Here is a 17,009-nt window from a genome sequence, read left to right on the forward strand (position 1 = left end):
AGGATGTTGTCGCGGGGGTAGCCTTTTTCAAACTTGCGGAGCACTTCGGTCGGCAGGTCGTCGTGGATGTCCTTTGCCTCCCAATAGCCGTGGGGTAGTTGGAAGTTGTCGATTAACGCGCCGTCAACGATAATCCGCCTGCTTTTACCCCCCCTCATTGAGTGCTCAGGCACGAGGATCCAGCTAAATTGCTTCCCGCAGTATTCGAGTAGGGTTTGGAACGCCGATCGGACAGCGGTTTCGTGGGAGACGCCGATTGACTCGAAACGTTCAAGGGATTCGTAGTAGGCTTTGACCGGTTTGTGGGAGGGTTTGAGATTGAGAGTTTTCATGGGAAAGATTGTCGAGATGTGAATCTCGACCTACAGGGGCTTCATCGTATCAAGTTGCTTTGTGCCCATTGAGCAAATGTCGCGTTATGTTCCATCGTTGGCTGATGGGTATAGGTAGTCGGCAGTGAGTCCCCGATTAAATCTTCCAATTTCCCTTGCAACTGATTGACAACTTCGAGGTGAGCAGCAGCGACGTTATGCTCCTCCTTCGGATCGCTGACTGAATGGAATAGGCGTGGATCGGTATCTGCATTCACCGTCTCAAGCATAAGGAGCCATTCGGGCGTGCGGATTCCAGCGGTCGTCGCCCAACCGGTGATGACGTGATCGCGCTGTCCCTCTTGTGCACCAGACATAACGGGCAGGAGATTATAGCCATCAACCGCTTCACTCTCAACACCGAAGATGGACAGGATTGTCGGCATTAGATCGATATTCTGGGCGTACGCGTCGATTGTCTTGCCGTGGTATGCGGGATCCGGGTGGCGGATCCAGAAATTGAGCCGACAGTTATACGGGTGCATTGCGTCTGCGGTCTTGCCGAACTGTGTATGGTCCATCAACTCGGTGCCGTGATCCGAGACAAAGCAGATCACCGTGTCATCCCACAACTCCAGATCGGTGAGGACACTCAGCAGGTAGCCGATCCACTTATCGACAAAGGTAACATAGCCGTAGTAGAGGGCTTTCGTGCGGCGTATCTCGTCGTCCGTCAAAGCTTTATAATTCTGCACCATCTGCGGATAGATATAATCCTTCACGCCTTCTGCTTTGAAATACCGATCGGCGAAGTGCATCGGCGGATCCCAGCATTCGTGCGGTGTGAAGCTATCGATCCAGAGGAAGAATGGCTGATTTTCGTAGTTGTCCTGTATCCATCGCGCCGCACTGCGAAAAACACGCGGTGCGAGGTAGTCCTCCTCCCCGCGTCGATCCTGCATGTTCAGCAGATATTGTGCGATACCGGGGCGGTCTGTCGGATTGGCGATTTCGTCAGGCAGGTAGGGACTCATATTGATCGAGGAGAGGGGTCCGCTGTGCACTCGATCCGATTCCTGTCCGCGGATATAATCGTAGCTCATAAAGCCGCGTGTAAAATTCATCGTCGGCTTGAACATGTGATAGACATCGGCAACCAACCCCGTCGCCACACCGTTGAGCAATAGGTGCTCTGCTAGTGTCGTCTGTGCTGTCGGGATGGCGTGCCAACCGTATATGTTTGGGACAGAACCACGGTCATCAACATGGAAACGCCACGGATAGGACCGCATACCCGTAAAGAAACCGCGCCGCATCGGGATGGTTGGTTCGCCTTCACCCCAAGCGTTATTGAACACCGTGCTGGTTTTCCGCAATTGATCAAGATGTGGGGTATCAACATGATCTTCCCAAGTGTGATCTACAACATCTGCTCGAAGCGTATCACAGCAGATGACAATAGTGTTCATTCGGCAAACTCCTTCTGTGAGGTGGGTGGACTGCGTAAAGCGTGCCTATCCTACTTATACAGCACACGCGAGATATGCAGATTATAGTAGCGGTAGGAGAGCAAGTCAAGGAATTTTTGGGCAGACATTCAAAGTAGTAAGCACACGCCGTGTGTCGTAACTCCACGAACACAGTGTCGAGATGTGAATCTCGACCTACAGGTTCTGATGGATTTTCAATAGCTAGGGCGTCTTGACATTTTGAGGCTGCTGATTCGGCAAACGCTATAAGCATCGGGGAATCTGACATAACGCCAATTGCTAGGGCGTGCTGACATTTGGCAGCACGTAGGTTGGGTTGAACGGGAAACTGTGAAACCCAACAATATCCTCTCTCCGTAGGTCGGGGCGGGCGACACATGTGTCGTAAATTTGGTTATTTCTAGTAGGCGTCGAGTATGGAAACTCGACTTACAGCCATCTAGCAACTTGGGTTGACATAAGTAACGCGAACTGTTAGTTTGCGGACGGGGATCACAATCTAACAGTTTGCGGTACAAAAGGCCACCTTTAGGGAATAATTTTTTGTAAAGGAGACGTCCCGATGAAAAACTTTGTGTGGGTTTCACTCTATCTGTCTATAAGCAGGTGTTGTTGAACAATCCAACCTCTCTTGTACTTGATAGGGATTGCCGTTTAAGCGTTCAACTCAACCTACGTGATAGGGAAGCCTGACCTACCAGACTCAAAGAAAAAGAAGGTCGGGTCTACATTTTCCCATTGACATTGCAAATCGAATTGGTATAATTGGAGAACCTAATAACAAAATCGGTCAGAATCGAAATAGATAGGAGTATAACTATGAAACAATCTTTAACAGTAAGAAAACTGACCTACCTCTCAATAGTGGGAGTGCTCTTGATTGGTGTTTGCTTGTTGATTGGCACCTCAACTGCACAGGAAGCATCCCTCAAAATGACAGGGGACAAAGCGACAATTTCTCGCGCCTACTCGACCGTATCTCGCATCTACGAGGAGGTCTTTAACAAAGGCAAGCTAGAGCAAGCAGATACGCTAATTGCTGCTGAATATATCGATCATAACCCAATCGGTGCAGGTGGTAAATCTGGCATAGAAGGCTTCAAACAGACCGTAAGAGCGTTGCGCTTCGCCTTTCCCGACCTGCGTTTCACAGTTGAGCAGATGATTGTCAACGGAGATCAGGTGGTGACTCGTACCACCATGCAGGGTACGCACAAAAATAGTTTTATGGGGGTTGATCCAACCGGCAAGCCGGTAACGGTGTCAGGATTCGACATCTTTCGGGTTGCCGATGGAGTTGTTGCGGAACGCTGGGGGACACTCGATGGCCTCACGCTTATGCAACAGATAGATGTCTTCATTCCGATGGCGTGGCAATACACACTACTCGGTGTGTTAGACCAAAAGGAACGTAAGCCCCTGATTACTGAGATGAGCAAGACTGCTGAAAAGAAGAAAGATGTTTTCAAGAGCGATCGGCAGCCTGTAACGGAACTTGTGCATCTGGATCAGTTGATGCATCACTTCCAAGCAGACACAGGTTATGTTCGCGTAGTCGCGCTGCTTTCTCCCGGCTGACCGAAATGTCGTCGGGGGGTCTCCGAAATAATAAAACTATTTGAAAGGGTTGGGGATGAACGACTGCGGGCTTATCTTATCTGGCAACCGATCCTTAATAGCGATAATCGGGTCTCGGCAGAGAGACGCGCTAATGAGTTTACTCACGAAAGATTTACACATTATTGGGATAGCAACAAAGCTACTGGCGACCTTTGGAAGGATCTGCTCCGCTTAAACGAAACCGCGTGGGATGTCTATGTATTGTATAGCGGGTCAGCAGAATGGACAGACAAGCCATCGGATCCGGCTCTCTGGTTCCCCCAACTACAGCATGCGACACGTGCGCGATTTGAGGTCGTAACCAAACAACTGCTCCGAGAAATGCCGTAGGTAAATCCATGTGACGATGAATCCCTATTTCCTCTCTGTTGCGCTGCTAGCCGGTTCAATCATCGCTTATGAGATTACGCTGGTACGACTGTTTTCAATAGCGCAATGGCATCATTTCGCGCACATGATCATCAGCCTCGCACTGCTTGGATTTGGCGCGAGTGGGACAGCGATTTCGCTTACGCAACGTTGGTTGATGGGGAATCGGTGGACATCCGACGAAGCAGAACGACGCTTTCACAACGCGTATATGGTTTGTGGACTGCTCTATTCGATCAGCGTCGTTGGCTGTTTTGTGCTGCATCAATATGTACCGTTTAACCCACTGATGCTGGTTTGGCAGCCGAGTCAAGCGCTGTCGCTTTTTGTGCTGTATCTCATTCTGTCGTTCCCGTTTTTCTTCGGAGCAGCCTGTATTGGTCTGGCGCTACTCCGATTTGCGGAAAATGTTAATCGCCTCTACTTTTTTGATCTTTTCGGTTCCGGTATTGGGGCGTTAGGTATCATTGTTACGATGTACCTGATTCCCCCGGCACACAACCTGACTCTCATCTCAGCAGTTGGGTTTTGTGCGGTGCTGATTGCCAATTGGGAAAGTTGGCAAACGCAGAAGTGGCGGCGAATAGTTTGGATAACTGGACTTGCTGCTGCGTTTATCGGCTACCTGTTGTTCAACCCTATCTCAATCAAGATCTCACCCTACAAAGGGTTGAGTAGCACCCTCAATTTCCCGGATGCACAGATTCTGAATGAGCGGCACAGTCCCTTTGGTGTGCTGCATGTGGTTCGCAGCGAATTAATTCGCGCCGTGCCGGGGTTGAGTTTAAATGCACAACAACCGGTGCAGCCACAGTTGGGTGTATTCACTGATGCCGATGGAATGACGGCGATAACCGATTTCAGAGGTGACCTATCAAAGTTAGGTTATCTTGGGGATACAACGTCGGCGTTGGCATATCACCTAATCGAAACGCCCCGTGTGCTGGTCTTGGGTGCTGGTGGCGGCGGGGATGTCCTCAACGCTCTGTATCACGGCGCGGTATCGGTTGATGCGGTAGAGCTCAATCCACAAGTACTTGAACTAGTAGCGATAGAACACAAAGATTTCGCAGGAGGTATCTACGCGCCAGATTCACCCTATCCGGTGCAGGTTCACGTCGCAGAGGCGCGTGGATTTGTGAGGGGTACAACAAAGCGGTACAATCTTATCCAGATCGCACTGCTCGATTCCGTGAGTGCATCTGCCGCAGGCACTCATGCCCTGAGCGAGAGCTATCTTTACACAGCTGAGGCGTTCACGGACCTGTATCAACATCTGACGCCTGGGGGTATTATCTCAATTACGCGCTGGCTGAAAACTCCGCCGCGTGATATGATTCGGTTGTTCGCAACAGCAGTTGAGGCGTTGGAACAGAGTGATGGCACGGTTCCCGCTCAACAGTTGGCGATGATCCGCGGTTGGCGGACCGGTACGTTGTTAATAAAGAAAGGGGCATTCGACACAGCAGATCGGGGGGCAATTCAGGATTTTTGTCGTGAGCGTTCTTTCGATGTAGCGTACTATCCCCAAATGCAGGAGGCAGCAGCGAATCGCTACAACCAATTGACGGAGCCGATTTACTTTCGGGCAGCTCAAGCAATTCTGTCCAACGATCGAAAACAATTTTACGAAGGTTATCCCTTCAATATCCGCCCGACAACTGATAATCGCCCATATTTCTTTCAATTCTTGCGTTTTGATGCACTAGTTCACATGGTTCGGACGGTCGGTAGAAGCGCTATCCCGTTCATCGAATGGGGCTATCTGCTCTTGATTGCAACGTTGATCCAAGCGGTGCTGGCAGGGCTAGTCTTGATTCTGATACCACTCTTTTTCTTGAAGCGGGAAGCCATCGCTCCCACGGCACACAGGTCGCGTTTCGCCACTCCGTTCCGCGAGTCCGAGACTTGGCGGGTATTCATCTATTTTCTGAGTTTGGGGGCTGGATTCATGTTTATCGAGATGTCATTCATCCAGAAGTTTCTCCTGTTGCTTGCGAACCCAACGTATGCGGTTGCGGTTGTGCTTTGTGCGTTCCTCCTCTTTGCGGGTCTAGGCAGCCTTTTCTCGATGAAGTTGAAAGCAGGGAGGTTACAGCGCTATCCGATCGTCGTAGCAATCGGCATATTATCGGTCCTCGCGCTTATTTACTTGCAACTGCTTCCTCCGATTTTCCACCGCTTTCTCGCAAGTTCCGATACTCTGAAGATTGTGGTATCGATTGGACTGATTGCACCCTTAGCGTTTTTCATGGGAATGCCCTTCCCGCTCGGTATAGACTGGTTGCAGAGACACCATCCGCATCTTATCGCTTGGGCATGGGGCATTAACGGCTTTGCGTCTGTGGTAAGCGCGATTCTGGCGACCTGTCTTGCGATTGCGTTCGGCTTTAATATCGTGATTCTTCTAGCGGTCGGAATCTACCTCATCGGTGGATGCGTCCATCTCTGGAGAGTTGAGGAGACCGCACCCTAGCCTCTCTAGCAAGCACTAACGAAGCATACCCGTTTATAGTGAATTCTAAAGATAAGCAGACATTAAAAGTAGATAGTTTTTTGTACCGCAATCTGTTAGATTGTGATCTCAAGCCGCAAACTAACAGTTGCGCTACGGTGTCTAGTTAATTCTGAAATCTACTAGTATGTCAAAAATCATGGTGTTTCAATACGCTATCTGTGACTTCAAGGTTTATCCGGTTTCGATCAAATGGCAACACTTAAAAGCCTCATAATTTTTCTGTTGCAAACAGGTTAGCAATTTTCCATAAGGAGACACATCATGCAACAGTCTTTTTTTATTCTCGCCACATTTCTCTTGTTAATCGCTATACCTCCACACAGCGTTGGTGATTTCGATAGCGATCGTAAGTGGATGGTCAAACGCCAGATCGACGCAGAGGGGATCACCGATGGTCGAATCGGTGTCAAGAATAAACTTGTTTTGGAAGCGATGCGGCGTGTACTCCGTCATGAATTTGTCCCTGCCCATCTGAAATCTCAAGCATATATTGATATGCCACTCCCGATTGGATATGATCAGACAATTTCGCAGCCGTATATCGTTGCGTATATGACAGAGCTACTTGACCCTAAAAAAGAGTACAAAGTCCTCGAAGTGGGCACCGGTTCGGGGTATCAGGCGGCGGTGTTAGCGGAATTGGTCGATCATGTTTATACAATCGAAATTATCAAGCAACTTGGCGAAAGCGCCGAGAAACGACTGAAACGGCTCGACTATAAAAACGTGACGGTGAAAATCGGTGATGGTTACTTCGGCTGGGAGGAACACGCGCCTTACGACGCAATCATTGTCACCGCTGCGCCGGATCATATTCCGCCGATGTTAATACATCAACTGAAACCGGGGGGAAAATTGTGTATTCCAGTAGGCGGACGTTTTCAAGTGCAGAACCTGACACTTGTACAAAAAACAGAATCGGGTTCAGTTATGACGAGACAGGTGATGCCTGTTAGTTTTGTCCCGTTAACTGGGAAGCATTAATCTATCTTGAGTGATCTAGCCCTACGCGCTGGTCCTTTTGAAGATGTTGAGGAGAATATGGTGAGCACTGAAAACAGGAACGGTTTACCGACATGGGACTTGTCGGATCTATACGATAGCGTTGACGATTCGCGGTTAGATACCGACCTCAATTCGATGGTCGATCAGGCGGCACAGTTCGAGGAGACGTACAAGGGACGCATCGCTTCACCAGATGTGACCGCTGACCTGCTATGCAGCGCGCTCAACGATTATGAAGCCTTGATGACAGCGCAGTATAAGCCGGGGTCTTATGCCAATCTGCTGTTTTCGACGGATACTGCGGACGCTCAACGGGGTGCGTTGCTACAGAGGACACGTGAAGTCGGTTCAGCGGCGGCAACCCATCTGATTTTCTTTGACCTTGAAATCGGCAAGATTCCGCAAGAAACTTTTGACGCGATCATCGCTGATCCGCAACTCGCACCTTACCGTCACTATCTCGAACATGAACGCGCACTGGCAGCACACCACTTGAGCGAAGCAGAAGAGAAGATTTTGGAGGAGACAGCCAATACAAGGGGACGTGCTTTTGGACGGTTGTTTACTGAAATAACGTCACGGCAGACTTTTCGCATGGATGACGAAGAATTGACACAAAGCGAGTTGTTAGTGAATTTTTACAACCCAGATCGCGAAACGCGTAAAGCCGCCGCTGCCGCCTTGACAGATACGCTCAAGCGGGATGCTCATGTGTTGACTTTCATCTTCAATACCCTCCTCCACGAAAAGCAGATTCTGGACGGTTTGCGAGAGCACTCATCACCCGAAGCAGCACGGCATCTTGCCAACGAGATGGACGAGGCGGTGGTCAACACTGTATCGGATGTGTGTGTAGCCAACTACGATATCGCTGCCGATTATTATCATCTCAAGCGGCAGTTGTTGGGGTTGGATGAGTTGACGCACTACGATCGGTACGCTCCCCTGCTTGGCGATCGCGGTAACATCCCGTTCGATGAGGCACAAGGTATGGTGATGGATGCCTTCGGTCGGTTTTCACCGCAGTTGGCGGAAATAACAGAGCCGTTCTTTAGCAAACGCTGGATTGACGCTGAACTCCGTGCGGGGAAACGGGGTGGCGCATATTGCGCAGGGGTTACGCCTGATTTGCACCCCTATGTCTTTATGAACTACACCGGTAAACCGCGTGATGTGATGACGCTAGCACATGAGTTAGGCCACGGCATTCACGATGTACTCGCTAGTAAACAGAACTTACTCAACTATCACCCTGTCTTACCACTGGCGGAAACCGCGAGTACCTTCGGAGAGATGCTGGTGTTTGACCAATTGCAGTCGACGTTAGAATCGACAGAGGAGCGTTTGGCACTGCTATGTGGTAAAATAGAAGACATCTTTGCTACCGTATTTCGTCAGATCGCTATGTATCGCTTCGAGCAGGAAGCACACCGTCTGCGCCGTGAAAAGGGTGAACAGACGACAGAAGCTTATTGTGAACTCTGGCAGCGGATGATGCAGGAAATGTTTGGAGACTCGCTAACGTTGGGTGAAGACCATCAGTGGTGGTGGCTCTATATCCCGCACGTATTCCAACTGTCGTTTTACGTTTATGCCTATTCCTTCGGCGAGTTGCTGGTGCTGTCTCTCTATGCCCAGTATCAACGCGACGGCGAGGCGTTCGTGCCTCGCTACTTCGATCTGTTGAGCGCCGGTTGCTCTGCGACGCCCATCCAATTGGTCACTGAGATGGGGATTGATATCGCTTCGCCTGACTTTTGGCAGGGTGGCTGCGATTTAATCCGTGAAAAGGTGGAACAGGCAAAGACATTAGCGGAAACAATGAAGTAACATTTACAACCCAATCCATTTGGAGGAAAGACAATGCCAATTTATGAGTATCAGTGCAAGACATGCGAATCCAAATTTGAGATACTGCAATCGATCAACGCGGATAACAGTGAACTTGTATGTCCCGATTGTGGTGCGGAAAAACCGATGAAGGTTTTTTCTAGCTTTGCATCGGTTGGAAATGGGAAAGCTGCAGCGTGCGACACTGGCTCGACGTGAGCGATCCCCGGAATGGACAGTTAGTCCGAAGGGATTTATGAAAAATATAACATAGCACGAATCGTTACCTGTTGTTCCGGTGTCTGTCTGAATCGTGAAACGTAATGTAAAGCATAGGAGTTACGGCATACGGGGTATGCCTACTACTTTACGGCAACTTGTGTTACAATAGTTGAAATTGGCTCACCCATTTACACAGCGGATCCTGATCTGGACAAGGAGAATCTCCCATGAACCATAAACCTGTTGGACTGAATCTAATCGGTGGCGTCGCTGGTTTTCTGAGTGGCGCATTGATGCTCGTATCAAGTTATATAGTCGTGATGCGTCTCCAAGACGCTGCGATGGGGACACCGGCGTTGAAGTTAGTGGGAGTGACGCACGGATTAAGCGTGGTAAGTCTCATCCTAATTGTGCCGACAGTCATCGCGTTGTTCGTATCACTCCACGCTGTCGCGACGACACGCAGTTACCTCGGACTGGGTTTCGCGACGATGTGGTTGGTCTTGGAGATGGTTGGGCACCTCTCTCAAACTGCTCCACTGCGCACCTTGGGTGAGTTGCACGCAGATCATCCGACCCATGCAATGGCAATTTACCAAGTATCGGAGGAGTTCGCGGAAGCACTGTTGATGACTGGAACCTTCTTTGCTGCGCTCACCGCTTTATGCTACGGTCTCACGCTCATTGGTGGCTGGAACCGGTTGGCAGGGTACATCTTCTTAATCGCCGTTCTCGCGTTTCCAATTGGGATGTGGATTCCCCAACTCGGCATTCAACTCCATGTTGTCCTGCGGGCACTCGCTTTCTTGATTGCGAGCGGTGTTCTGGTCAAGACTGCAGCAGCGGATGAGGATTGAGTATGGGAAACTTAAGAGTTGGTGCTGCCAAGATTGATATCACGCCGCCGCTCGGCTGCGACATGGCAGGATATTCGGGGCGAGACGATGGCAGCGAAACAATCGCCGATGCGCTCTACGCGAAAGCCATCGTATTTGACGATGGAAACACAAAAGCTGCAATCATCACCAATGATTTAATCGGTGTAGAAGCGATCTTTGTTGATCATGTTCGTCAAACAATTGAGGAGACGATAGGGATTCCGGCGGACAACGTGATGATTAGTTGCTCCCACACGCATTTCGGTCCTGAAGTCCGTACATCACGCGCTACCACCCCCAGTAATCCCAAGAACCGCGTTTACGTTGATATACTTGTGCAGCAGCTAACGACAGTAACGCAACTTGCCCAGCAGCAGCTTCAGCCGGCACGGGTTGGCGCCGGAAAGGGTATCGCGGATCAGGTCTGCTATAATCGGCACACGATTCGCCCAGATGGGAGCGCACAAACCAGCTATCGCCTCCCTGATCCCGATTCAGGTTTAACGTTTGGCCCCTATGATTCGATGGTGAGAGTCCTCCGCGTTGATAGCGTAACGGGGGAACTGGCGGCTTCTCTTATCCATTTCGCTTGCCACCCTGTTACCACAACGGATCGGATGTACACAATTAGCGCGGACTATCCGGGGTATGCTATGGAGATGGTCGAAACAGGAGAGGGTGGAATATGCCTGTTTGGACTAGGTTGTGCAGGCAATATTGTTCCTATTCAGCGTGAAGGTGAGTATCCGCGTATGATTGGCAGAACCATCGGAGGCGAAGTGATAAAGGTTCTACAATGGATAAAGACCTCGGCTGAAGCGAAGATACGGGTGGTGCACCAAAAACACTCCCTAGAACTGAAAGAAGCAATTGATGGAAAAACAACCGAGGAGATTGACCTACAATGTATCGCGGTTGGATCCATCTATTTCATCGGACTGCCGGGCGAGATTTTCGTCGAGATCGGCTTTGACATTGTGAACCGAGCGCAGCGGGAAAACCTGTTCGTTATGAGCATGACCAACGGAAGTATCGGCTATATTCCGGTCAAGATTGCCTACAAACAGGGTGGGTATGAATCCAATTCCTCCCGTTTTCGTCCCGGCTGCGGCGAACAGATTGCTGATGCAGCAGTGGAATTATTGAATCCAACGAGGTAAGTTCAATGTAAAAATTTTACGGATTAAGAACCACCACTATTTCAAAGACTTTCAATTATAAATTTCATGAATCAATCGCGTAGTTATTGACGTTATTTCCTTTGTACTCAATATTTTATTCGTCCAAAGGAGGGTCTCATGTACGCTCGCAAACAGCTGTTAATATGGACCGCTGTGATTTTTGTGCTAAATATAGTATTATTGGCTAAATTGCGTGATGATTCTGCGACCGCAAGAACGCAGTTAGAAGAACTCACACCAACAGAACTCACACAAATAGATCTCACAAATTTATTGGAATCAAACAGTGTTACTTACAGTGAACAAGCAACTGAAGCAATATCACACGAGGATCAGTTCAGCGAAGCGAAAACCGAGGAATCCAACAAGTCATCACAATTCTCCTCGCATCCTGAGAATATCTCCGCCGGCTCAGTAGAAGTCTACTATGTGCACAAGGGAGATACCCTCTGGAAAATTTCAAGAAGACACAATCTTGACCTGCGTGCTTTGCTAGCCTATAACAAACTGAAAAACCCAAACCTGATTCGCCCCGGACAAAGAATTGAAATCCCCCACCGACATATAAATATGCAAGTAAGTCCATAACAACAGAGTGTGATGACGGATGGTCGGCTATGGATTTCTACGATTGAAACATAAAAAAGATTATACATCATGAAAGATAGATTTCTTACAGCCGGTTATCATTACTGTTTTATCTTCCTTTTATCAACTGTAATTGTGTGCGGCTCGGTTTCAGACAGTCAGGCACAGAACTATTATCCAGACGACTTCGGGAATACTTGGATCCTACATAGCACCGACGGGATTGACGAGAGAGTTGTTACAATTGAGGGACCCGAAACCATCGGTACTGAATCGCTAAAAGTCATTTCGGATGGGACGTATCCCATTTCAAATCCGACAAGTAACACCCCCAATAAATTTTTTATTAAGACCGAACCACACGGGGTTTTAATAGTCCGTGCCATCGCATCAGTCGCAATTCTCGGTCAAATTACAATTGACTATTCCCCGCCTGAAACCTTCCTACCCCTCCCAATTGGAGTGGGGTCAGAATGGACGGTATCCGGCGAAGCCACAGCCTCGCTTCTTGGGCTAGCAATAAAAATAGAAGCGACTAACACCGCCAAGGTTGCCGCTATCGAAGATGTCACCGTGCCGGCGGGAACCTTCCAAGACTGTTTGAGAATTGAGCAGCAGCTTCAAACTCAATTATCACCAGCCCTCGCTACATTTCCTTCAACCAGCAGCACCATGTGGCTCGCTCCGGATGTCGGTTTAGTGCAAGCCCTCAACAGCAATAATGTTAAGTTTGAACTTATCGACTACGACATAACTATTGGTGGAATCGAGGTCGCTGTGCACCCAAAAGAGAAACTAGCAGCGACGTGGGGTGCGTTGAAAAAGCGGTAAACAGAAAATCAGAAACCCGCAGATAGAAACAGATTGGGTGCCACAAGCCCGGTTTCCTGCTCCGCGTGATATGCCCTCTCCGATTTGTGAATAGAACCTCCTCAAACCCCAGTGTTCCACCCCTTTCACCTTGATGTCCCTAGTGAACCACTCTTTGCCGGTATTTTGTTGAAAGCAAAACGGCAATGTCGTCTTTCTATACCTACCTTCTTACCACACCAAGCAAACCCGCCTTTCCGTTGAGCTACCTGTCGTTACGGTTTATAGTGAATTCAAAAAATAAATAGACACTTTCGCCCCCCGGTAGGTGCGGTTGCAAACCGCACCGGTTTGGAGTGTCTCATTAATTCTAAGGTCCACTATAATTTAACGTGGGATAAGCAGCGTAACTGATTTGTAACCACTTATCCTAAAAAAAATAAAACCAATCGACTCAGGCTAAAACTAGGGTGCAAAGATAGAAAAGAATGTGGTAAAATTATCAATATCGCTCTTTTTGCTCTCAATTTTTGACGGATAGGCACAAGAATTGCTCCTATGGTTTCTCTGGAAGAACTGGCAACTTTTATACGACTCACAATCAATTGGAGAAACGACATGATAGGGAAAACTTGGATAAGAACACTATGGCTCGTTTTTGTCAGCGTAACCCTTTCCACTTCGGTCTTTGGAAAGGGAGAATTGCCACGTCTAGAGCAAACCGAATTTGATGCCCATAGGCGGAACGAAACACTGCTTCATATCAGCGTTCCGGGGCGCTATAGTTTACAAGCCCAAAGCGATCAAGGCACGGAAATCGAAATCATAGACCGGATGGCGGGGACCTTCGCTGCTGCGGGGAGTGCTGGTGAACAGGACGGGCGACTTGATCTGCTACTAGATAAGGGAACTTATAAAATTCGATTGCGATCCCACGAAGAGGGTGTGGGCACCCTGAAACTGACTGTGCACCCGTTTGTGGAGATCGGTTCGTCCGATAAACTCCTCTCACTTGATACTTACCAAATCGAAAGCAGTTCACTAGAAGATCTGCAACAGCAGTCCTTCTGGCTGCACCTTAAAAAACGGCGGATCCTGCGACTTGAAGCAATAGGACGAAACCTCAAAGATTGCCGTCTGTGGCGCGATGGGGTTTGGCTTGAGGATATAAAGCCGAGATTCTCAACCTATGAGCCGGTCAACGGTCAACCGATAGGTTACGTGGAATTTTATCATGATCTGAATCCGGGGGTATACCGGCTCACGTTTTATGGAGGCGCAGCGTGGGCGTGGGCTGATGACTCGGGAGAACACCCTTTCTCTCTGCGTATGGGATACCGTCAACTGGGATCAAGTGGCAGACAGATTATCACCCTCTCTTCCTTTGGTCGAGACGTTTACGTGGTCCCATCGAACACTGACTTTTTCCAGATTTCGCGATCGGATAAAAAAGCGACAACGCTATCGGTGAAGAAATGGGAGGATAAGACAAGTCGGCACGGCGGCAGGACACAGGCATCTATCACGAAGGAATCCCGTAATCCTTGGGCGGTCGTTCAAACACCAGAGAATATGGGGACAAAGTGGGTCTCTGTTCAAGGGAATCCCGGCGACCGGGTCGTTCTAACCTATTTTCTCAATGACCGCGAGTTCTCCATAGACAGCGGAGATTACTGGCTCTCCTCTCTGCATTCGGCCGAGGGGCAGGACGCTATTGATGTTACGGGGATTATCAGCCATCCAAAGCAGGAGACCCCGGTGGATGGACAGGTGTTGACAGTCGGTTTAAACACCCCCTTGATCACAGGGAAATTTAATCTGTTGGGTGATACCAGTCTGTTTCTTAAATTGGAAGATGCTGGAACCTATATAATTGAGGAGGACGAGGCATCTGGGGCAAGGGGCCGTTACCGCATAGAACCCTTTATAGTTAAACGTCCTAGAAACTACCGATCTCCACCATTTCAGTCGCCGAGCAAACCCCTTGAACTGACTCAAGGCTTCTATAAACTCACAATCCGACCCGATGAATCGAAGGGTATTCTCTCATTCAAATTATATCAAAACGATGCAAAGACAGCTAATTTCCAGACGATGCCTCTATCCGCTCGGAAGCAAAGTTTATTGTTGCCCAAAGTCACCTTACCTCAACGTCGCGGACGATACACGCTTCAACTGAATCGTCGGCAGAATGTTGCCACGGGAATAGTTATTCGCTCGTTGCCGATAGATTTAAGTGAACCACTACCCGTAATCCTTAACTCGGGGCAATCGGTGCTGGTTTCTATTAGTGTGCGACAACGGTCCAACCTTGTTATTCAAGCGGACAAAGAGGTCCCCTTTCTCTTGAACGCAGGGGAGCGAAAATTGAACGCCGACTCCATCCTGTCGCCCGGCTTGCATAAATTAAACCTAGAAAACTTAGGGACAGAAACAACGCTCTTTACCCTAAAGACAATTCCCGCCGAGCCGCCTTCGGAATTAACGTTGAGCGATCTAAAGGATCAGCTAGAGCAACCCAAGCCATTTCCGCAGCTCACCGAACAGAAACCGTTGTACGTCAACTTTGAGCGCAAACAGAAGCAGCATTTTACCCTTACTGTGGAGGAACCGAGTCTTTATCGTTTGGAGACAAGCGGGCGTTTAGCAACCCAGTTGACAGTGCGGACGGCACTTATCACCCAACTGTTTACCGCAAAGCAGAACGGCATCGGTCGTAACGCCTTGGTACAGCAGTATCTCAGACCGGGTGTGTATCAAATCACCGTGCAAACGCAGGGGCAGTCTCGTGGGCGGGCAGGGATCCATCTGCGTCGGACATCTCTTCGCCTAGAGGAAGGACTTACAGTCGGTGTGGTCAAAAAAACACACTTACAACCGGACGTTGCCCTCCGATATACACTGACAATTGATGAACCGGGGCAATACCACCTGCAAACCCTTAGCCTTGGTAAGTCTCTCACTTATCGCTTAGAGGATGAAGAGGAGTGGCCCTTGACTGTACCCAAGCGTGGAGGAGAAGTGCACCGACATTTCGATCAGGGGGTTTATCACTATTACTCCATGCCGTTGCCGGTCACATCTACACGCATTACCGCTTTGACGCGAATGCCTGAGAAACAGGAACGCGTCGGAAAGGGACCCCATCCCATTCCTTTCAACGAAACAGTTAAAATGATGTGGCGAGAAGAGGAGGGTAGACCACCGGACATATTCACAAGGGAAATCACAGCACCCGTTGATGTGACAATCAATTTAAGTGGTGGAATGGAGGGAGTTATTCACCTCCGTGGGGCGGAAAGCGACGGAAGGACAATAACAGGAGGCAGCGCATGGAAAGGCACCCTCCAACCGGGGCAGTATGACATTGCGGTAAAAAGTGCTGAGGAAAATAACCTGCTGCCCTACACCCTACGAATAGGAACGTCCGAGCTTATCCCCGGCTTACGACAGCCCGTTGATCTGCCAGCCGACCTAACCGTCCGTCTCGGAGAACCCGGAGTTGTCGATCTCTTCAGTTTTGGTCCAACCGATGTGAAGGCTAGCCTGTGGGATGAAACCGGCATTCGACTTCTAGCACGGAATGATGACATGCCGCACGATTGGAATTTCCGTATTTCCCAGCGATTGGATGCCGGACGTTATCTCCTGAAATTGGTCCCTGTTGGGCAACGTCACGACATCGTTCACGTCTACATGAAGTTTCGCGAGCAGCACACTCTCCCCAAACGTAATTTCCCACCGTTTACAGTGGAAGAAGATCTTGAGGAAAAAGTGTTAACTGTTCCCTTCAAGGTTGATAGGACGAGTTCTCTCGTAGGTGTTACTGTAAACACCTCCCAACTCCCAACAGAAAATGGGGTGGGCGAATTGGGTGTTGCTTTGCTGAAGGGCACACACACACTGTACGAAGGGACAGTCGATGACACCGAAGCTTCGACGTTCTACATTCCTTTACAAGCGGAAACCTCCTATCAGATTTTACTTTGGGGATTGGGAGATTTCATAGGAGAGGTGACGTTAGATGTTGCCTCTCTTGAGGTCAAGCCGGTTTCCGTTCAGCCGGAACAAACTGAACTCCTTTGGCCCCCATACGCGGAACCGATCGCGTTGGAATTAACCAATGCTGATCAGAGCAGTTACTCGGTACACGAGAGCACCGGTGCGTCGCTGCAGTTCTCGTCTAC

Annotated in this window: 12 protein-coding genes; 10 read left to right on the forward strand and 2 right to left on the reverse strand. The window is 49.3% G+C overall.

Going from position 1 to position 17,009, the window contains the following annotated elements; translation table 11 throughout:
• Positions 1-332: DNA helicase (locus tag J4G02_12200; protein MCE2395341.1), on the reverse strand; the 332-nt coding region annotated here is incomplete at its 3' end.
• Between the two features lie 41 nt (positions 333-373).
• A complete protein-coding gene (locus J4G02_12205; protein MCE2395342.1) occupies positions 374-1,780 on the reverse strand; it encodes a sulfatase in 1,407 nt (468 codons plus the stop codon).
• Positions 1,781-2,620: 840 nt separating this feature from the next.
• On the opposite strand from J4G02_12205, the gene J4G02_12210 reads away from it, so the two are divergent.
• The 10 genes from J4G02_12210 to J4G02_12255 form a co-directional block, all read left to right on the forward strand.
• Positions 2,621-3,379, forward strand: a complete 759-nt coding sequence (locus J4G02_12210; protein ID MCE2395343.1) for an ester cyclase — start codon at positions 2,621-2,623, stop codon at positions 3,377-3,379.
• A 388-nt stretch (positions 3,380-3,767) separates the two neighbouring features.
• The gene (locus J4G02_12215; GenBank protein ID MCE2395344.1) at positions 3,768-6,266 is read left to right on the forward strand and encodes an SAM-dependent methyltransferase; all 2,499 of its coding nucleotides are present in this window, start codon (positions 3,768-3,770) and stop codon (positions 6,264-6,266) included.
• A gap of 303 nt (positions 6,267-6,569) precedes the next feature.
• A complete protein-coding gene (locus tag J4G02_12220; GenBank protein ID MCE2395345.1) occupies positions 6,570-7,292 on the forward strand; it encodes a protein-L-isoaspartate(D-aspartate) O-methyltransferase in 723 nt (240 codons plus the stop codon).
• A 60-nt stretch (positions 7,293-7,352) separates the two neighbouring features.
• Positions 7,353-9,143 carry a M3 family oligoendopeptidase gene (locus J4G02_12225; GenBank protein ID MCE2395346.1) on the forward strand — a complete coding sequence of 597 codons (1,791 nt, stop codon included), beginning with the start codon at positions 7,353-7,355 and terminating at the stop codon, positions 9,141-9,143.
• 33 nt (positions 9,144-9,176) lie between these two features.
• Positions 9,177-9,362, forward strand: coding sequence for a zinc ribbon domain-containing protein (locus J4G02_12230; protein MCE2395347.1), 186 nt, complete (start codon positions 9,177-9,179; stop codon positions 9,360-9,362).
• A 230-nt stretch (positions 9,363-9,592) separates the two neighbouring features.
• Positions 9,593-10,222: a hypothetical protein gene (locus J4G02_12235; protein MCE2395348.1), complete on the forward strand. Its 630-nt coding sequence runs from the start codon at positions 9,593-9,595 to the stop codon at positions 10,220-10,222.
• Positions 10,223-10,224: 2 nt separating this feature from the next.
• A complete protein-coding gene (locus J4G02_12240; protein ID MCE2395349.1) occupies positions 10,225-11,403 on the forward strand; it encodes a neutral/alkaline non-lysosomal ceramidase N-terminal domain-containing protein in 1,179 nt (392 codons plus the stop codon).
• 138 nt (positions 11,404-11,541) lie between these two features.
• Positions 11,542-12,012, forward strand: a complete 471-nt coding sequence (locus J4G02_12245) for a LysM peptidoglycan-binding domain-containing protein (protein MCE2395350.1) — start codon at positions 11,542-11,544, stop codon at positions 12,010-12,012.
• A gap of 69 nt (positions 12,013-12,081) precedes the next feature.
• Positions 12,082-12,843, forward strand: a complete 762-nt coding sequence (locus J4G02_12250; protein MCE2395351.1) for a hypothetical protein — start codon at positions 12,082-12,084, stop codon at positions 12,841-12,843.
• Positions 12,844-13,440: 597 nt separating this feature from the next.
• A partial coding sequence (locus tag J4G02_12255) for a hypothetical protein (GenBank protein MCE2395352.1) occupies positions 13,441-17,009 on the forward strand: 3,569 nt, incomplete at its 3' end.

The sequence above is a fragment of the Candidatus Poribacteria bacterium genome (assembly GCA_021295755.1).
In the GTDB taxonomy this organism is placed as follows: domain Bacteria; phylum Poribacteria; class WGA-4E; order WGA-4E; family PCPOR2b; genus PCPOR2b.